Annotated in this window: 27 protein-coding genes and 2 pseudogenes; 27 read left to right on the forward strand and 2 right to left on the reverse strand. The window is 64.9% G+C overall.

Features of this window, described 5'->3' with window-relative positions:
* Positions 1–38: 38 nt before the first annotated feature.
* Complete coding sequence (locus RT567_RS05810) at positions 39–203, reverse strand: hypothetical protein (RefSeq protein ID WP_313574978.1); 165 nt, start codon at positions 201–203, stop codon at positions 39–41.
* A 150-nt stretch (positions 204–353) separates the two neighbouring features.
* On the opposite strand from RT567_RS05810, the gene RT567_RS05815 reads away from it, so the two are divergent.
* The 3 genes from RT567_RS05815 to RT567_RS05825 all read left to right on the forward strand — a co-directional run bounded on the left by RT567_RS05815 (position 354) and on the right by RT567_RS05825 (position 3,454).
* Positions 354–1,511, forward strand: coding sequence for a GNAT family N-acetyltransferase (locus RT567_RS05815; protein WP_313574980.1), 1,158 nt, complete (start codon positions 354–356; stop codon positions 1,509–1,511).
* 25 nt (positions 1,512–1,536) lie between these two features.
* Positions 1,537–2,454 (forward strand): transcriptional regulator, encoded by a 918-nt coding sequence (locus RT567_RS05820; protein WP_313574981.1) that lies wholly within the window; start codon positions 1,537–1,539, stop codon positions 2,452–2,454.
* A 103-nt stretch (positions 2,455–2,557) separates the two neighbouring features.
* Positions 2,558–3,454, forward strand: coding sequence for a DUF2807 domain-containing protein (locus RT567_RS05825; protein ID WP_313574983.1), 897 nt, complete (start codon positions 2,558–2,560; stop codon positions 3,452–3,454).
* Positions 3,455–3,615: 161 nt separating this feature from the next.
* Here RT567_RS05825 and RT567_RS05830 read toward each other — a convergent pair whose 3' ends face one another.
* Positions 3,616–4,374 carry an outer membrane protein gene (locus RT567_RS05830; protein WP_292056208.1) on the reverse strand — a complete coding sequence of 253 codons (759 nt, stop codon included), beginning with the start codon at positions 4,372–4,374 and terminating at the stop codon, positions 3,616–3,618.
* 586 nt (positions 4,375–4,960) lie between these two features.
* Between RT567_RS05830 and rpsJ the strand changes: the two genes are divergently transcribed.
* The 24 genes and pseudogenes from rpsJ to RT567_RS05950 all read left to right on the forward strand — a co-directional run.
* Complete coding sequence (gene rpsJ, locus RT567_RS05835) at positions 4,961–5,266, forward strand: 30S ribosomal protein S10 (protein WP_003164367.1); 306 nt, start codon at positions 4,961–4,963, stop codon at positions 5,264–5,266.
* 23 nt (positions 5,267–5,289) lie between these two features.
* Entirely contained in the window at positions 5,290–6,033 is a 744-nt protein-coding gene (gene rplC, locus RT567_RS05840) for a 50S ribosomal protein L3 (protein ID WP_313574985.1), read from the forward strand.
* Positions 6,033–6,671, forward strand: a complete 639-nt coding sequence (gene rplD, locus RT567_RS05845; RefSeq protein ID WP_003164369.1) for a 50S ribosomal protein L4 — start codon at positions 6,033–6,035, stop codon at positions 6,669–6,671. Before rplC ends, rplD begins: the two co-directional genes overlap by 1 nt.
* Complete coding sequence (locus tag RT567_RS05850; RefSeq protein ID WP_003170030.1) at positions 6,671–6,976, forward strand: 50S ribosomal protein L23; 306 nt, start codon at positions 6,671–6,673, stop codon at positions 6,974–6,976. Before rplD ends, RT567_RS05850 begins: the two co-directional genes overlap by 1 nt.
* 4 nt (positions 6,977–6,980) lie before the next feature.
* A complete protein-coding gene (rplB, locus tag RT567_RS05855; RefSeq protein ID WP_003164371.1) occupies positions 6,981–7,817 on the forward strand; it encodes a 50S ribosomal protein L2 in 837 nt (278 codons plus the stop codon).
* A 2-nt stretch (positions 7,818–7,819) separates the two neighbouring features.
* Positions 7,820–8,098 (forward strand): 30S ribosomal protein S19, encoded by a 279-nt coding sequence (gene rpsS, locus RT567_RS05860; RefSeq protein ID WP_003164372.1) that lies wholly within the window; start codon positions 7,820–7,822, stop codon positions 8,096–8,098.
* A gap of 3 nt (positions 8,099–8,101) precedes the next feature.
* Complete coding sequence (gene rplV / locus RT567_RS05865) at positions 8,102–8,482, forward strand: 50S ribosomal protein L22 (RefSeq protein WP_003164373.1); 381 nt, start codon at positions 8,102–8,104, stop codon at positions 8,480–8,482.
* Positions 8,482–9,228 carry a 30S ribosomal protein S3 gene (rpsC, locus tag RT567_RS05870; protein ID WP_003164374.1) on the forward strand — a complete coding sequence of 249 codons (747 nt, stop codon included), beginning with the start codon at positions 8,482–8,484 and terminating at the stop codon, positions 9,226–9,228. Before rplV ends, rpsC begins: the two co-directional genes overlap by 1 nt.
* A 6-nt stretch (positions 9,229–9,234) precedes the next feature.
* On the forward strand, positions 9,235–9,672 hold the full coding sequence (gene rplP / locus RT567_RS05875) for a 50S ribosomal protein L16 (protein WP_313574987.1): 438 nt from the start codon (positions 9,235–9,237) through the stop codon (positions 9,670–9,672).
* Entirely contained in the window at positions 9,672–9,869 is a 198-nt protein-coding gene (gene rpmC / locus RT567_RS05880; RefSeq protein ID WP_003164376.1) for a 50S ribosomal protein L29, read from the forward strand. Before rplP ends, rpmC begins: the two co-directional genes overlap by 1 nt.
* A 10-nt stretch (positions 9,870–9,879) precedes the next feature.
* Positions 9,880–10,122 carry a 30S ribosomal protein S17 gene (rpsQ, locus tag RT567_RS05885; protein ID WP_087139529.1) on the forward strand — a complete coding sequence of 81 codons (243 nt, stop codon included), beginning with the start codon at positions 9,880–9,882 and terminating at the stop codon, positions 10,120–10,122.
* 18 nt (positions 10,123–10,140) lie between these two features.
* Positions 10,141–10,509: a 50S ribosomal protein L14 gene (gene rplN, locus RT567_RS05890; protein WP_003164378.1), complete on the forward strand. Its 369-nt coding sequence runs from the start codon at positions 10,141–10,143 to the stop codon at positions 10,507–10,509.
* A 2-nt stretch (positions 10,510–10,511) separates the two neighbouring features.
* Positions 10,512–10,820: a 50S ribosomal protein L24 gene (gene rplX, locus RT567_RS05895; protein ID WP_125899651.1), complete on the forward strand. Its 309-nt coding sequence runs from the start codon at positions 10,512–10,514 to the stop codon at positions 10,818–10,820.
* Positions 10,820–11,377 (forward strand): 50S ribosomal protein L5, encoded by a 558-nt coding sequence (gene rplE / locus RT567_RS05900; protein ID WP_313574988.1) that lies wholly within the window; start codon positions 10,820–10,822, stop codon positions 11,375–11,377. Before rplX ends, rplE begins: the two co-directional genes overlap by 1 nt.
* A 19-nt stretch (positions 11,378–11,396) precedes the next feature.
* Positions 11,397–11,702, forward strand: a complete 306-nt coding sequence (gene rpsN, locus RT567_RS05905; protein WP_003164381.1) for a 30S ribosomal protein S14 — start codon at positions 11,397–11,399, stop codon at positions 11,700–11,702.
* A 15-nt stretch (positions 11,703–11,717) separates the two neighbouring features.
* The gene (gene rpsH, locus RT567_RS05910; RefSeq protein WP_087139526.1) at positions 11,718–12,116 is read left to right on the forward strand and encodes a 30S ribosomal protein S8; all 399 of its coding nucleotides are present in this window, start codon (positions 11,718–11,720) and stop codon (positions 12,114–12,116) included.
* A gap of 1 nt (position 12,117) precedes the next feature.
* Positions 12,118–12,651: a 50S ribosomal protein L6 gene (rplF, locus tag RT567_RS05915; protein ID WP_313574989.1), complete on the forward strand. Its 534-nt coding sequence runs from the start codon at positions 12,118–12,120 to the stop codon at positions 12,649–12,651.
* A 3-nt stretch (positions 12,652–12,654) separates the two neighbouring features.
* Positions 12,655–13,011, forward strand: coding sequence for a 50S ribosomal protein L18 (gene rplR / locus RT567_RS05920; protein ID WP_003164382.1), 357 nt, complete (start codon positions 12,655–12,657; stop codon positions 13,009–13,011).
* Between the two features lie 13 nt (positions 13,012–13,024).
* A complete protein-coding gene (gene rpsE, locus RT567_RS05925) occupies positions 13,025–13,624 on the forward strand; it encodes a 30S ribosomal protein S5 (RefSeq protein WP_003164383.1) in 600 nt (199 codons plus the stop codon).
* A 3-nt stretch (positions 13,625–13,627) separates the two neighbouring features.
* Complete coding sequence (gene rpmD, locus RT567_RS05930; protein ID WP_003164384.1) at positions 13,628–13,822, forward strand: 50S ribosomal protein L30; 195 nt, start codon at positions 13,628–13,630, stop codon at positions 13,820–13,822.
* Positions 13,823–13,985: 163 nt separating this feature from the next.
* Positions 13,986–14,441 (forward strand): annotated as a pseudogene (rplO, locus tag RT567_RS05935) (50S ribosomal protein L15); the annotation flags it as partial.
* Between the two features lie 285 nt (positions 14,442–14,726).
* Positions 14,727–16,103, forward strand: coding sequence for a preprotein translocase subunit SecY (gene secY, locus RT567_RS05940; RefSeq protein ID WP_313574990.1), 1,377 nt, complete (start codon positions 14,727–14,729; stop codon positions 16,101–16,103).
* A gap of 26 nt (positions 16,104–16,129) precedes the next feature.
* Positions 16,130–16,693 (forward strand): adenylate kinase, encoded by a 564-nt coding sequence (locus RT567_RS05945; RefSeq protein WP_313574992.1) that lies wholly within the window; start codon positions 16,130–16,132, stop codon positions 16,691–16,693.
* A gap of 69 nt (positions 16,694–16,762) precedes the next feature.
* Positions 16,763–17,004 (forward strand): annotated as a pseudogene (locus RT567_RS05950) (hypothetical protein); the annotation flags it as partial.

Here is a 17,004-nt window from a genome sequence, read left to right on the forward strand (position 1 = left end):
GAGCGGCCCCCGGAGCGATCCGGGGGCCGTTTTGCATGTCAGTCGTTCGGCGCGCCGGTCGCGGGATCGGTTTGCGTGCGGCCAGAATTGCTGCTGCCCTCGGCGCCCTTGGGCTCCGTAGCTGGGCGCGGCGGGCGGCCTTCCTTGTCGGGGCGCTGGTTCTCGTTCTCGGTTTCTCGGCTCTTGGGGCGTGGTTTCGGCATGGGAACCTCCTGAAAGAGGTCAATGCGGCGAGGCGCAGTGAAGCTCCGATCTTTTGCACAAGATGCCGAACGCTAACCCGACCTCAAGGGCTTGGCCGTATGAGGCGGTGTTGGAACGGGACTTGCTGTGATCGTTCCGAAGGGAGCGTCATGTCGGGACCACTATCAGTTGAAATTCGCAACCTCGCCGACCTGTCGGCCGAGGAGGGCGTCCAATGGAACAAGTGGGCGCGCGCGGACCCGGACCTGAGCAGCCCCTATTTCCGTTGGGAGTTCGCACGGACGGCCGGGCCGATCTGTCCCGGATCGGCGGTCGCCGTCTTCAAACGGGACGGTCGTATCGTTGGCTACTATCCGCATCAGCGCCGGGGCGGGACGGTTCAGCCCCTGGCCGCGCCGATGAACGACTATCACGGCGTCATCGGCCCGCGCGAGGACAAGCCTTCGATGCAGGAGGCGGCGGCTCTGATCGGCGCGCCGCGTTTCGCCGTCGCCGCCTGGATCGGCGAGGCGCCGCAGGCGATGCTGCGCAATCACAGCGTGGTCTCCGTGGTGCCTGACGAGGGCGGATTCGACGCCTGGTACGCCCGGCGCCGGAAGGCCTTCCCGAAATACTTCAAGGACAAGGAGCGCTCTCGTCGCGGCCTGGACGGTGCGTTCAGGGCGGTCGAAATCGAGATCGAGCTGCACGACCACGCCCTGCTGAAACGCCTGATCATCGAGAAGAGCGAACAGTACCGGCGCACGGGGCATCACGACATCTTCGCCTGCGGCTGGACGGGCGACGTCCTGCACGCCTTGATGGATTGTCAGGGCGAGGACGGCTTCGGCGCCTCCATGGCCGTGCTGCGCGTGGACGGGCGGGTCGTCGCCATGGAGTATTCCATGCACGCCGGGCGTCATTTCCACCTGTGGTTCCCGGTCTATGAGCAGGAAGTCGCGCGCTGGTCGCCCGGCATCGTGTTGACGCAGGAGACGATCAGGCTGGGATCGGAACGCGGCTATCGGATCTTCGACTACGGCGTCGGCGTCGGCGGCAGCTACAAGAAATACTATGACGACGGGGGCCTTGTGACCGTCGAGGGCGTTGTCGCTCGGCCGGGCATCGGCAACGCCGTGTGCGCGACGGCGAGCGCTGCCCTGGGCGTGCTGGGCCATGCGCGGGCGGAGCGGCTGCGTATCAGCACCCGGCGCCGTTGGTCCGTGGTCGAGGCGTGTGAGACAAGTCTGGCCGGTCAGGCCTCGGGCGTGCTGAGAGCGGCCGCCGACATGGTGCGGAAACAAAAAGCGGCCGGCTCGGCCGATTGATGAGGAGAGCGGTATGACGGCTTCCATGACGCGCTACGCGGGCCCGATCACCCAGGCTGCGGTTCACCCCCATGCCCTGGTGGCGGACGGCTTCGCCGAGGATCAGGCGCTGGCCGAGGTGCTGGACCGCTATCCGGCCGATCTGTTCGACATCAACCTGTATGACTACGATGATGAGGGCCAAGTCAGCCTGCGCACCGGCGCGCGCGGACGCCTGAACGGCGCCGAACTGCTGGAGGCGATCCAGCAGGGCCGCCTGTGGGTCAATATGCGCAAGGTCGAGCAGGGCTGGCCCGAGCTGTGGCGCGCGGCCATGGTCGACTTCGATCGTATCCTGGGCGGTTATGGTCTGAAGGCGGCCAGCGCCAGCGGCCAACTGATCCTATCCTCGCCCAAGGCGCGGGTGCCTTACCACTTCGACGCCGGCGGCGTGGTGCTGTTGCACATGCGCGGCCGCAAGCGCCTGTTCGTCTATCCGGGTGATGAGGCCCACCTGCCGGAGCGCAGCATGGAGCAGGTCGTCACCCGCCAGACGACTGAAGAGATTCCCTATCGTCGCGCCTTCGAGGACGACGCTCGAATCGTCGACCTGGAGCCGGGGCAGGCGTTGACCTGGCCCTTCTATGCGCCGCATCGGGTGGAGAACCTGGACCGGTTCTGCGTCTCCCTGTCGGTGGAGTTCCAGAGCTGGCCGTCTCGAATCCGCAACGGGGCGCTCTACACCAATGCCTTCCTGCGCAGCCGGGGAGGGGAGCCGCGCACGACGGATCGCATGAGCAAGCCCGAACTGGCCGCGCGCTGGGCCGCGTCGGTGGCGCTGAAGCGCACGGGCCTGATGAAGAGCCGAATCGCCGCGTTCGAACGGGATTTCGAACCCGCTGTGGGCGCGACGGACGGCGCGGCGGCCTTGGCGTCTGAACGTGCGAGCGGTCCGGCCGCCTGAACAGGGCCTTAGGTTAAAAGGGGTTCATGACCTCGATTTAAACTGACTTTGCGGGTCGCGGCCCTCAGTTTCGCCTGGACACAGAGACAGGGAGACCCCGCTGATGAAACCCGCTGCAATCGCCGCCGCCATGGGAACCGCACTGGCTGCATCCGCCGTTCTGGCGGCGCCGGCCATGGCCGAGGATGTGACGATCCGCAACGCCGTGGCGCGCGTCATCGTCATTCCGGAAGACCGCTCGGACGTCGGCGTTGAGATCACCCAGGGCTCGGCCGGCCTGCCGGAGCTTCGTATCGAACGCAGGGGCGCTCAGGTCCGCATCGATGGCGGCCTGGGACGCGGGCGCGGCATGAGCTTCAATGGCGGCCAGATCGGCTCGTGCAACAGCGGCCCCGCAGACGCTCGCCAGCCGGGCGAAGGTGCGACGGTCGAGGTGCGCGGCAAGGGCCGCATCCGCATGGAAGACGCCCCTCTGATCGTCCTGCGCACGCCGCGCGACGTCGAGGTCAGCGGCGGCGGCGCCATCTTCGGTTCGGTGGGGCGCGGCGCCCGGTCGGTTGAGCTGGGCAATGGAGGCTGCGGCTCGTGGACGGTGGCTAACGTCGATGGCGACGTGGACCTGTCCGTCGGCGGATCCGGCTCGATCAGGGCTGGTACGTCACGCAATCTGGAGGCTGCGGTCGGCGGTTCCGGTTCGGTCTTCGCCGGCGCCACGGGCAAGCTGGACGCCAGCGTCGGCGGCTCAGGCAGCATCGATGTGGCGCGCGTGGATGGAGAGACCAACGTCGCCATCGGGGGATCCGGCGGCGTGCGGGTGCGCGGCGGCCGCGCCTCGACCCTGGAAGTCTCGATCGGCGGTTCGGGCGACGTGAGCTTCGGCGGAACGGCGGGCGATGTTTCGGTCGCCATCGCTGGTTCGGGCGACGTGCGAGTGGCCGAAGCCACGGGCGCGGTGTCGCGCTCGATCGTGGGATCAGGGGATCTGCGCATCGGCCGCTGAGGCGCTGCAAGACCCTGAAGGAGAAGGCCCGGGAGCGTGGAACCCCTCGGGCCTTTTTCATGCTTGGAGCCTGGGGACGGCGCAGGCAAACAAAAACCCCGGCGGATCGCTCCGCCGGGGTTTCGTTGATCTGCGCGGCCCTAGGGCCGCACAGGTCGCTCTTAGAGGCCGAGCAGGGCGGACACGCCGTTGTGCGTGCGGCCCAGGTTGGCGCCGGCTTGGTCGCGGGCTTGCAGACCGCCGCCGAAGCTGTAGCGCATGCCGATCTTGAAGACGTTGGCGTCGACGTCCAGGTCCGAGGACTTGACGTAGTCGTAGCCGCCGAAGACCGAGTAGGGCGAGTTGGCGAACTGGTACTCAGCAGCCACGCCGGCCGACCAGGCGTCGACGTCGCTGTTGCCGATGAACATGTTGTCGGCGTCGACGTTGGTGTACGCGGCGCCGCCGCTCAGGCGCAGTTGCGGCGTGGCGTAGAAGGCGGCGTCGCCGGCCACGGTCCAGATGTCGGCGTCAGCCGCGGTGCCGTACGAAACGACGCCCGTCAGGGTGGCGCGGTCCAGGTACTTCTGACCTTCCAGGCCGAAGGTGTTCAGCGTGGTGTTGCCCAGTTCCGAAGCGGCGTAGAAGCCGCCGAAGCGCATGTCTTCGATCTTCTTCGACAGGTGCACGGCGCCGGCCAGGGTGGTTTCGTCGCCAGCGTGCTGAACGTCCGTGTAGGCGGCTTCAGCGTTGAAGGTGACGGTCCAGTCGCCGAACACCGGCGAAGCGACGGTGCCGTCGATGACGCCGCGGTTCACGTCGGTGCCTTCGACGTCAGCATAGTTGTAGGCGATGCCGACCGAACCGATGGCGTCTTGAGCGAAGGCGGGAGCGGCGATCAGGGTCGCGGCGGCGACCGAAGCGAGAAAGACGGTTTTCATTTTTTTGTCCTTATGTACTGCCGCCAAACAAGCTTGGCCCGTCCGGCGATGAGCGAGACATAGGTCGCTCTTTGGCGCTTTGCTGTAACAAACATGTCATGCAGAGGTCACATCAGGGGCGATGTTGCCCAAAAGTGACGCATTGAGGCATAACTGCGTCAGTATACGGTGGGCATTGCGGCGGCGCCTTTCCGCGGCGTTCATCTGGCCGCTTTCCCGCCTCAGTCCCTAACGATCGGCCCGTGTTATGTTGCGTTGCAGCGGTCTGAGAGGGGCGCGGGCGCCGTGAGTCGCAAACCCTGACGGGGCGGGGATTTCCGCGCTTGACGGAAACGGAATCGGAAGGCATAAGCACCCCTCTTGTTGGACCGGCTGTGCACTTTCGGGTGCAGACGCGGTCCGCAGGGACGACCTAAGTTACTGTTCTTTGCAGCTTCTTGGGAACTTACGGCCTTCGCGGGGGACTGCGTGGGCCGCTCGTTTTTGCGGATTTGCGTTTCCTGGGAGCGAGTGATCGCTCTGAGGCTTCGGTCTTTGAAATGGTTCACAGGGACGCGGCTCCGGCCGCATGGGAATAACAACCGATATGGATCAAAGCATCCGCATCAGGCTCAAGGCCTTCGATCACCGCGTCCTCGACTTTTCGACGCGCGAAATCGTTAACACCGCCAAGCGCACGGGCGCGACCGTTCGTGGTCCGATCCCGCTGCCGACCCTGATCGAAAAGTTCACCGTGAACCGCTCGCCGCACGTCGACAAGAAGTCGCGCGAGCAGTTTGAAATCCGCACGCACAAGCGCGTGCTCGACATCGTCGACCCCACCCCGCAGACCGTGGACGCGCTCATGAAGCTCGACCTGTCCGCCGGCGTGGACGTCGAGATCAAGATCTAAGAAAGAAAGAGGCGGGATCCGACATGCGCACGGGCGTGATCGCCAAGAAGCTGGGGATGACCCGCGTGTTCGCCGATGACGGCGCACACGTACCGGTCACTGTACTCCAGCTCGACGGCTGCCAAGTCGTCGGCCAACGTACCAAGGAGCGCGACGGCTACGTCGCCCTTCAGCTGGGCGCTGGCGTTAAGAAGGCCAAGAACACGGCCAAGGCTCAACGCGAAGTCTTCGCGAAGGCCGAGGTCGAACCTAAGGCCTATGTAACCGAGTTCCGCGTGGGTGAAGACGCCCTGCTGGACGTGGGCGCCGAACTGTCGGCCGACCACTTCCTCGCGGGCCAAAAGGTCGACATCCAGGGCCATACCATTGGTAAGGGCTTTGCCGGCGCCATGAAGCGCTGGAACTTCGGTGGTCTGCGCGCCTCGCACGGCGTGTCGATTTCGCACCGTTCGCATGGTTCGACCGGCCAGCGTCAAGATCCGGGCAAGGTCTTCAAGGGCAAGAAGATGGCTGGCCATCTCGGCCAGGAAGTCGTCACGACCCAGAACCTGACCGTCGTCCGCGTCGATGTCGAGCGTGGCCTGATCCTGATCAAGGGCGCTGTCCCGGGTCACGACGGCGCCTACGTCAAGGTCAGCGACGCCATCAAGAAGGCTCGCCCTTCCGACGCCCCGTTCCCGGGCGCCGTGAAGTCGGCTGCTGCTCAACCCGCGTCGACGCCGGCTGAAGCTCCGGCCGTTGAAGCGACCGAAGGCGGTGAAGCGTAATGAAACTCTCGGTCATCAAACTCGACGGCAAGGCTGCTGGCGACGTTGAGCTGTCGGACGCCGTTTTCGGCATCTCCGACATCCGCGGCGACCTGCTGGCCCGTTACGTCAACTGGCAGCTGGCCAAGCGTCGCGCCGGTACGCACAAGGTTCAAACCCGCAACGAGAACTCTCGTACGGGTAAGAAGATGTACAAGCAGAAGGGCACCGGCGGCGCTCGTCACGGTTCGCGCCGTGCGCCGCAGTTCGTCGGCGGTTCGCGCGCCTTTGGTCCGGTTGTCCGTGACCACGGCTACTCGCTGCCGAAGAAGGTCCGCGCCCTGGCTCTGCGTCACGCCCTGTCGTCCAAGGCCAAGGCCGGCGACCTGGTCGTCGTCGACAGCGTTTCGGTCAAGGAAGCCAAGACGGCCTCGCTGCGCGAGACCTTTGGCAAGCTGGGCTGGACCAAGGCTCTGATCATCGCGGGTCCGGAAGTTGAAACCAACTTCGGCCTGGCCGCGCGCAACATCCCGCACATCGACGTGCTGCCGAACGCCGGCCTGAACGTCTATGACATCCTGCGGGCCGACAAACTGGTGCTGACCAAGGCGGCTGTTGAAGCCATCGAGGCGCGCTTCGCTGAGAAGGAAGCCGCATAATGGCCGCCGCTCAACCCACCGCCAAGCACTACGACACCATCCTGGCTCCGGTGATCACCGAGAAGGCCACGATCCTGTCGGAGCAGAACAAGGTCGTCTTCCGCGTCGCCGGCACGGCGACCAAGGACGAGATCGCTGCCGCGGTCGAAAGCCTGTTCAAAGTCAACGTCCTCAAGGTCAACACCCTGGTTCAAAAGGGCAAGACCAAGCGCTTCCGGGGCATCCTGGGCCGTCGCGTGGACATCAAGAAAGCGATCGTGACGCTGGCCGATGGTCAGTCGATCGACGTCACGACGGGGCTCTAAGAAGATGGCTCTGAAGCATTACAATCCGACGTCGCCGGGCCGCCGCGCCCTGGTGCTGGTCGACCGTTCCGAGCTGCACAAAGGCCGCCCGGAGAAGTCGCTGACCGAAGGCCTGACCAAGTCGGGCGGTCGTGGTCAGGGCGGTCGCATCGCTGTCCGCTTCCGCGGCGGCGGCGCCAAGAAGCTGTACCGCAAGATCGACTTCAAGCGTCGCAAGTTCGACGTGGTCGGCACGGTCGAGCGTCTGGAATACGACCCCAACCGCACCGCCTTCATCGCCCTGGTTGTTTACCCGGACGGCGAGAAGACCTACATCATCGCGCCTCAGCGCCTTCACGCCGGCGACACCATCGTCGCGGGTGAGAAGGTCGACGTGAAGCCGGGCAACGCCATGCCGCTGCGCTCGATCCCCGTCGGCACCATCATCCACAACGTGGAGATGAAGCCGGGCAAGGGCGCTCAGCTGGCCCGTTCGGCCGGCGCCTACGCTCAACTGGTCGGTCGCGACCAGGGCTACGCTCAGATCCGTCTGGGTTCGGGCGAGCTTCGCATGGTCCTGGACGGCTGCATGGCCGTGGTCGGCGCCGTGTCGAACCCCGAGCACATGAACCAGAACCTGGGCAAGGCGGGCCGCAAGCGTCACATGGGCTGGCGTCCGCACGTCCGCGGCGTCGCCATGAACCCGATCGACCACCCGCACGGTGGTGGTGAAGGCCGGACCTCTGGTGGTCGTACCCCGGTTACGCCGTGGGGCAAGGACACCAAGGGCACCCGTACCCGCAAGAACAAGGCCACGGATAAGTTCATCATCCGTAGCCGTCACGTGAAGAAGGCTCGCTAAGAATGGCCCGCTCCTCCTGGAAAGGCCCGTTTGTCGACGGGTATCTGCTCAAGAAGGCCGACGCCGCTCAATCGTCGGGCCGCAAGGACGTGATCAAGACGTGGTCGCGCCGCTCCACCATCCTGCCGCAGTTCGTCGGTCTGACGTTCGGCGTCCACAACGGCCAGAAGCATGTGCCGGTGTCGGTCTCCGAAGAAATGGTCGGCATGAAGTTCGGCGAGTTCGCCCCGACCCGGAACTTCCCGGGCCACGCGGCGGACAAGAAGGCCAAGAGGAAGTAATCCATGGCCCAGACCAAGAACCCCCGTCGCGTTGAAGCGACCGAGGCCCGCGCCAAGCTGGTCAACGTCCGCATCAGCCCGCAGAAGCTGAACCTGGTGGCCGCGTCGATCCGCGGTCTGCCGGTCCAGAAGGCGCTGAACGAGCTGGAATTCAGCCACAAGCGCATCGCTGGCGATGTCCGCAAGGTTCTGTACTCGGCGATCTCGAACGCCGAGAACAACCACAACCTCGACATCGACAACCTGGTTGTCGCCGAGGCCTTCGTGGGCAAGAACCTGGTGATGAAGCGTTTCGCGAGCCGCGCTCGCGGTCGCTCCTCGCGCATCCTGAAACCCTTTAGCGAGATCACGATCGTGGTCCGTGAAGCCGGCGAGGCTGCCTGATGGGACAGAAAATCAATCCGATCGGTCTGCGCCTCGGCGTGAACCGCACGTGGGACAGCCGCTGGTTCGCCGGCGGCGCTGACTACGCCAAACTGCTCCACCAGGATCTGAAGCTGCGCACGTGGCTGAAGGAACGCCTGTCGGCCGCCGGCGTGTCGCGCATCATCATCGAGCGCCCCCACAAGAAGTGCCGCGTGACGATCTACGCCGCCCGTCCGGGTGTCGTGATCGGCAAGAAGGGCGCTGACATCGAGAAGCTCCGCAAGGACATCTCGGCCCGCACCGAAGGCGAAGTTCACCTGAACATCGTCGAGGTCCGCAAGCCGGAGACCGACGCTCAGCTGATCGCCGAGAACATCGCTCAGCAGCTGGAACGCCGTATTGCGTTCCGCCGCGCCATGAAGCGTTCGATGCAGTCGGCCATGCGCCTGGGCGCCAAGGGCGTCCGCATCAACGTCTCGGGCCGTCTGGGCGGCGCCGAAATCGCTCGTATGGAATGGTACCGCGAAGGTCGCGTGCCGCTTCACACGCTGCGCGCCGACATCGACTACGGCTTCTATGAAGCCAAGACGACCTACGGCATCATTGGCGTGAAGGTCTGGGTGTTTAAGGGTGAAGTGCTCGAGCACGACCCGATGGCCCAGGACAAGCGCTGGGCCCAGGAAGCCTCGGGTCCGTCGTCCAACGAAGGCCGTGAGCGCGGCCCCCGCGGTGATCGCGGTCCGCGCCGTGGTCGTGAGGGCTGATAGGCCATGTTGCAACCGAAAAAGACCAAGTACCGCAAGGCCTTCAAGGGCCGCATCCATGGCTCGTCCAAGGGTGGTTTCTCGCTGAACTTCGGCTCCTACGGTCTGAAGGCCGTCGAGCCGGAGCGCATCACGGCGCGTCAGATCGAAGCGGCTCGCCGCGCGATCACCCGTCAGATGAAGCGTCAGGGCCGCGTCTGGATCCGTATCTTCCCCGACGTGCCGGTCTCCGGCAAGCCGGCCGAAGTGCGGATGGGTAAGGGCAAGGGCGCGGTGGACCACTGGGCCGCTCGCGTGGCCCCGGGCCGCATCATGTTCGAAATCGACGGCGTGCCGGACGACGTGGCTCGTGAAGCGCTGCGCCTCGGCGCCGCCAAGCTGCCGATCCGCACCAAGGTGGTCACCCGCCTGGACGCCGGCATCTTTACGGAGCAAGCCGCCTAATGACCAAGATCGCCGATCTCCGGTCGCAAACCGTCGACCAACTGTCCGACGAGCTGCTGAAGCTCAAGAAGGAACAGTTCAACCTGCGCTTCCAGGCCGCCACCGGCCAGATGGAAAAGACCCACCGGGTCTCGGAAGTGCGCAAGGACATCGCTCGCATCTCGACGCTTCTGCGCGAGAAGCGTGCGGCCTCGTAAGGAAACACCGATGCCCAAACGCATTCTTGAAGGCGTGGTCGTCTCCGACAAGGGCGACAAGACCGTCGTCGTGAAGGTCGAGCGCACCCTGCTGCACCCGCTGCTCCGCAAGACGGTCCGCAAGTCCAAGAACTACCACGCCCACGATGAAGCTAACGCTCTCAAAGTCGGCGATATCGCGCGCATCATCGAATGCGCCCCCAAGTCCAAGCTGAAGCGCTGGGAAATCATTTCCCCGGCCTCGGCTTCGTAAGAAGAAGGATCGGATCCCATGATCCAGATGCAAACTAACCTGGAGGTCGCCGATAACTCGGGCGCTCGCCGGGTCATGTGCATCAAGGTGTTGGGCGGCTCCAAGCGCCGCTACGCCTCGATCGGCGACACCATCGTCGCCTCGGTGAAGGAAGCGATTCCTCGCGGCCGCGTGAAGAAGGGCGACGTCGTTCGCGCCATCGTCGTGCGCACCGCCAAGGACATCCAGCGCAAGGACGGCTCGGTCATTCGTTTTGACAAGTCGGCCGCCGTCATCGTCAACAAGCAGAACGAGCCTGTCGGCACCCGTATCTTCGGCCCGGTTCCGCGCGAGCTGCGCGCCAAGAACCACATGAAGATCATCTCGCTGGCTCCGGAGGTTCTGTAACCATGGCCGCCAAGATCAAGAAGGGCGACAACGTCGTCGTCCTGACCGGCAAGGACAAGGGCCGCACCGGTAAGGTGATGCAGGTTCTGCCGACCGAAAACCGCGTCGTCGTGCAAGGCGTCAACATGGTTCAGCGCCACACGCGCCCGACCCAGGCTGACCCGCAAGGCGGCATCAAGCACAAGGAAGCCTCGCTTCACCTGTCGAACGTCGCGATCGCCGACGCCAACGGCAAGGCGACCCGCGTGGGCTTCAAGGTCGAGGGGGACAAGAAGGTCCGCTTCGCCAAGTCGACGGGAGACGTCATCTGATGGCCGACACCAAGTACACGCCGCGCCTCAAGGCTGAATATCAGGAGCGCATTCGTGGCGTCCTGAAGGAAAAGTTCGGCTACTCGAACGAGATGCAGATCCCCAAGCTGGACAAGATCGTCCTGAACATGGGTATCGGTGAAGCTGTCGCCGACTCCAAGAAGGCCAACGCGGCCCTCAAGGATCTGACGGCCATCGCCGGCCAGAAGGCTGTGCCGACCAAGGCTCGTAACTCCATCGCCGGCTTCAAGCTGCGCGAAGGCATGGTCATCGGCGGCAAGGTCACGCTGCGCGGCGCCCAGATGTACGAGTTCCTGGACCGTTTCATCACGATCGCTCTGCCGCGCGTGAAGGACTTCCGGGGCCTGAAGGGCACTTCGTTCGACGGTCGCGGCAACTACGCCACGGGTCTGAAGGAGCACATCGTGTTCCCGGAGATCAACTACGACCAGATCGACCAGATGTGGGGCATGGACATCGTTGTCTGCACCACGGCCAAGACCGATGAGGAAGCCAAGGCTCTCCTCACCGAGTTCAAGTTCCCGTTCGTGAACTGATCGGGAAGGGAAGAGAACAATGGCTAAGAAAAGCGCCGTAAACCGCAACGAAGCCGTCAAGGCCCTGGTTGCGAAGTATGCCGCGAAGCGGGAAGCCCTGAAGGCGACCGCCAACGACGAGAGCCTGCCGCTGGAGGAGCGCTTCGACGCGCGCCTGAAGCTGGCTGCCCTGCCGCGTAACTCCGCACCGACCCGCATTCGCAACCGCTGCGAAGTGACCGGCCGTCCGCGGGCTTACTACCGCAAGCTCAAGATGAGCCGTGTCGCCCTGCGTGAGCTGGGCAACATGGGTCAGATCCCCGGCCTGACGAAGTCGAGCTGGTAAGGGGAGCGAACAGATATGATGATCAACGATCCCCTGAGCGACATGATCGCTCGCATCAAGAACGCGGCTACCCGCAAGCGTTCGTCGGTGCTCACCCCGGCTTCCCGTCTGCGTCAGCGCGTCCTCGACGTGCTGCAGGACGAAGGCTACATCCGCGGCTACTCGCTGGTTCAAAACCCCGGTGAGTTCCCGCAGTTCGAGATCGAGCTGAAGTACTTCGACGGCCAGCCGGTGATCGCCGAGATCGCCCGCGTGTCGAAGCCCGGCCGCCGCGTCTATTCGGCCATCAGCGATCTGAAGCCGATCAAGAACGGCCTCGGCATCTCGATCCTTTCGACTTCGAAGGGCGTCATGTCCGACGCCGCCGCTCGCGACGCTAACGTCGGCGGCGAAGTCCTCTGCAGGGTCTACTGATATGTCTCGTATCGGCAAGAAAACCATCACTGTGCCGAAGGGCGTGACTGTCACGCTCAACGGCCAGGCCGTCACCGTGAAGGGTCCGAAGGGCGAACGCTCCTGGACCGTCGCCGAAGAGATCGAAGTCACGCAGGAAGGCGACGAACTGTCGCTGACCCCGCGTTCGGACACCCAGCGCGCTCGCGCGATGTGGGGTCTGTCGCGTACGCTGGTCGCCAACATGGTGACCGGTGTGACCGACGGCTTCGAGAAGACCCTCGAACTGGTCGGCGTCGGTTACCGCGCCGCCCTGAAGGGCAAGGATCTCTCGCTGCAGCTCGGCTTCTCGCACGACGTGGACATCGTTCCGCCGGAAGGCATCACCTTCGCCGTGCCGAAGCAGACCGAGATCAAGATCTCGGGCAACGACAAGCAGGCTGTGGGCGAAATCGCCGCCGTCATCCGCAAGATGCGTCCGCCGGAACCCTATAAGGGCAAGGGCGTGCGCTACCAGGGCGAGTTCGTCCGGCGCAAGGAAGGCAAGAAGAAGTAAGTCATGGCTCTCTCTCTTCAACAACAAGCCAAGCGTCGCGCCGAGCGCACCCGTCGTCGCCTCAAGGCGGTGGCCAATGGTCGTCTGCGTCTGTCGGTCTTCCGTTCGGACAAGAACATCTCGGCTCAGATCATCGACGATGCCCAGGGCATCACGGTGGCTTCCGCCTCGTCGCTGGAAGGCGGCAAGGGTTCCAAGGGTTCGGACGTCGCAGCCGCCGCCAAGATTGGCAAGCTGATCGCCGAGCGCGCCATCGAGAAGGGCGTCACGGACGTCGTCTTCGACCGTGGCGGCTACATCTATCACGGCCGGGTCAAGGCGCTGGCGGAAGCCGCGCGCGAAGCCGGTCTGAACTTCTAAGGGAACGGCAAGCATGGCTCGTGAACCCCAACGCGGCGGCGGCGATCGCAACCGTCGCGACAACCGCAACGCTCCCGTTGAAGGTCCGGATTCGGACATCATCGAGAAGCTGGTGCACATCAACCGCGTCGCCGCCACCGTCAAAGGCGGCCGCCGGTTCTCGTTCGCGGCCCTGATGGTCGTCGGCGACGGCAAAGGCCGCGTCGGCTTCGGTCACGGCAAGGCGCGCGAAGTGCCGGAAGCCATCCGTAAGGCGACCGAAGAAGCCAAGAAGACCATGATCAAGGTTCCGCTGCGCGAGAACCGCACCCTGCACCACGACGGCTCGGGCCGTTGGGGCGCCGGCAAGATCATGATGCGCGCTGCCCCTCCGGGCACGGGCGTCATCGCGGGCGGTCCGATGCGTGCGGTCCTCGAAACCCTCGGCGTCCAGGACGTCGTGGGCAAGTCGACCGGCTCGTCGAACCCCTACAACATGATCCGCGCCACCTTCGAAGCTCTGAAGGTTCAGTCGTCGCCGCGCCAGATCGCCTCCAAGCGGGGCAAGAAGGTGTCCGACCTGATGGGCCGCCGCAATGACGGCGCCTCGGCGCCGGAAGCCGTGGAGGGCTGATAGATGGCCAAGACCGAAAACAAGACTGTGACCGTCCGTCAGACGGCGAGCCCGATCCGCCGCAAGTCGGATCAGCGCGCCACCCTGGTGGGCCTGGGTCTCAACCAGATCGGCCGTGAGTCGACCCTGGAAGACACCCCCTCCGTCCGTGGGATGATCGCTAAGGTCGCCCACATGGTGGAAGTGGTCGAGAAGTAAGACGGTTCGCCCTCTCCCGTTCGCGGGGGAGGGCGTTTCGCTTTATGAAGGAAGCATCTTGCGATGCTGACGCGGGTCGCTTAATCAGCGGCCCTTAAATTTATCCAACGCCGAGTCAGGATCGCCTCGCGGACCTGGCGCTAGAACCCGAAAGGATCAGGCAATGAAGCTGAACGAAATTCGTGACAACGAGGGCGCCGCCAAGAAGCGTATGCGCGTCGGCCGCGGCCCGGGCTCGGGCAAGGGCAAGACCGCCGGTCGCGGCGTCAAGGGTCAGAAGTCGCGTTCGGGCGTCGCCATCGGCGGCTTCGAAGGCGGCCAGATGCCGCTGTACATGCGTATGCCGAAGCGCGGCTTCAACGTGCCGAACGCGCCGAAGCTGGCTGAAGTCAACCTGTGGCGCCTGCAAGAGGCCATCGAGGCCGGCAAGCTGGACGCCAAGGCCGAGATCAACGGCGCGGCCCTGGTCGCCGCCGGCGTGATCCGTCGCGTCAAGGACGGCGTGCGCGTCCTGGGTGAAGGCGAACTGAAGGCCAAGCTGAACCTGGTCGTGTGGTCGGCCTCGTCGGGCGCCATCAAGGCGATCGAAGCCGCCGGCGGCTCGGTCACCCAGCAGCGCATCGAAGCCGAAGCCAAGGCTGCGGCTCGCCTCGAGAAGCGCAACGCCGCTCGCGGCAAGGCGCCGGAACCCAAGGCTCCGAAGGGCGACGCCAACAAGATCTCGGCTCGCGCCAAGCGCACCGCCGCCAAGGCCTAAAATCCAATATCGTCATCCCGTCGGAGCGCGGCTTTCGCGCCTCCGCCGGGATCGTCCGGACCGGGATGACGATTTTCCGAAAGCGGCCCTCGCAAGAGCGCCGCTTTCCGCCTATCTGACGACGGGCATAGTCGTGGGGACCGCCTGATGGCTTCGGCCGCTGAACAACTTGCTGCCAATATGAACATGGGCTCGTTCGCGAAAGCGACCGAGCTGCACAAGCGCCTGCTGTTCACGCTGGGCGCGCTGCTGGTCTATCGGATCGGCACCTATGTTCCGATCCCTGGGATCAACGGCGAGGCCTTCCTGGCCTTCTTCCAGAACCCGGACGGCCAACGCGGCATCCTGGACATGTTCAACATGTTCTCGGGCGGCGCCGTCGAGCGCATGGCCGTGTTCGCGCTGAACGTCATGCCTTACATCTCGGCGTCGATCATCGTCCAGCTGATGGGCGCGGTGTATCCGCCGTGGGAGAAGCTGAAGAAGGAAGGCGGCGAGTCGGGCCGCAAGCAGCTGAACCAGTACACCCGCTATCTGACGGTGTTCCTGGCTCTGGCGCAGTCCTTCGGCATCGCGGTGGGCCTGAACGCCCAGCCGGGCCTGATCGACCAGCCGGGCATCTTCTTCATCATTTCGACGGTCACGGTCCTGACCGGCGGCACCATGTTCCTGATGTGGCTGGGCGAGCAGGTGACGGCGCGCGGCGTCGGCAACGGCATCTCCCTGATCATCTTCGCGGGCATCGTGGCGGTTCTGCCGTCGACGGTGGCGCGCATGCTGGGCCTGGCCCAGCAGGGTCAGATGTCGGCCTTCACCCTGTTCTTCATCGCCATCATGGCGGTGGCGGTCATCGTCTTCATCGTCTTTATGGAACGCGCCCAGCGCCGCCTTCTGATCCAGTATCCGAAGCGCCAGGAAGGCAACCGCATGACGGGCGGCGAGCGCAGCTTCCTGCCGCTGAAGGTCAACACCGCAGGTGTGATCCCGGCCATCTTCGCTTCGTCGCTGCTGATGTTGCCGACGACGGTGGCCCAGTTCACCGCCAATGCGAACCTGCCGGACTGGATGAGCTGGCTGCCCCTGGTGACAGCCCAGCTGACCCACGGCCAGCCGGTGTTCATGATCCTGTACGCCGTCCTGATCGTCTTCTTCTGCTTCTTCTATACCTCGATCACCTTCAACCCCGAGGACACGGCCGAGAACCTGCGCAAGTATGGCGGCTTCCTGCCGGGCATCCGTCCGGGCAAGCGGACGGCCGAGTATCTGGACTACGTCCTGACGCGCCTGACGGTGATCGGCGCCGCCTACATCACCGCCGTCTGTCTGCTGCCGGAATTCCTGGTCAGCAGCCTGGGCAACAGCCTGTACTTTGGCGGAACGTCTATCTTGATCGTGGTCTCGGTGACGATGGACACTGTCGCCCAGATCCAGTCGCACCTGCTGGCGCACCAGTACGAAGGTCTGATCAAGAAGGCCAAGTTGCGCGGCCGTGGCCGGGGCGGTTCCGCTCCTGTCCGTCGCTGATCGGGTAGGGGAGCCCGGAATATAAAATGAACCTGATCCTGTTCGGGCCGCCTGCGGCCGGCAAGGGCACCCAGGCCAAGCGGCTGGTCGAAGAGCGGGGCATGCTCCAGCTCTCGACCGGCGACATGCTGCGCGCGGCCATCGCTTCCGGCTCGGAGCTGGGGCTGAAGGTCAAGGACGTGCTGGCGCGCGGCGACCTCGTCACCGATGAGATCGTCATCGCCCTGATCGAAGCCCGCCTGCCGGAGGCCGAGGCCGCCGGCGGCGCCATCTTCGACGGCTTCCCCCGCACGGTGGCCCAGGCTGAAGCTCTGGACCTCATGCTGGCCAAGTGCGGCGCCAAGATCGACAGCGTCATCCGCCTGAAGGTGGACGACGCCGCCCTGACCGACCGTATCGGCAAGCGTTTCGCCGAGCAGGGCCGGGCGGATGACAACCCCGAGACCTTTAAGGACCGCCTGGCCGTGTATAACCGCCAGACCGCGCCGCTGCTTCCCTACTATGCAGACCAGGGCAAGCTGACCGAGGTCGACGGCATGGGCGACATCGCCGCCGTGGCCGCCGCCATCGACGCGGCGCTGGACGCCTGAGCGGACACGCGGTCTGATCTCCTCGTCTTCTGAAGCGTTAGCGTTCGGAAGCCTGTGCGGGAGAGACGGTTGCGGCCGAAACGAATGAAGCAATGGCGCTGGGGCGCGGCGGGGCTGGTGGCCCTTCTGCACCTCGGCGCCTTTGTGCTTTTGGGCGTCGGGCGGCCCGAGGCGACCTTCGTGCCGCCGCAGCCGCTCATCATTGTCGATCTGGTCCGGCCTGAGCCGATCGCACCGCCGCCGCCTCCCCCAGAGCCTGGGGCGTCTCAGGGCGGCGGCGCTCCGGCCGCGCCATCCGTCGTACGCCCCGC

Source organism: Brevundimonas sp. (assembly GCF_032107865.1).
GTDB lineage: Bacteria > Pseudomonadota > Alphaproteobacteria > Caulobacterales > Caulobacteraceae > Brevundimonas.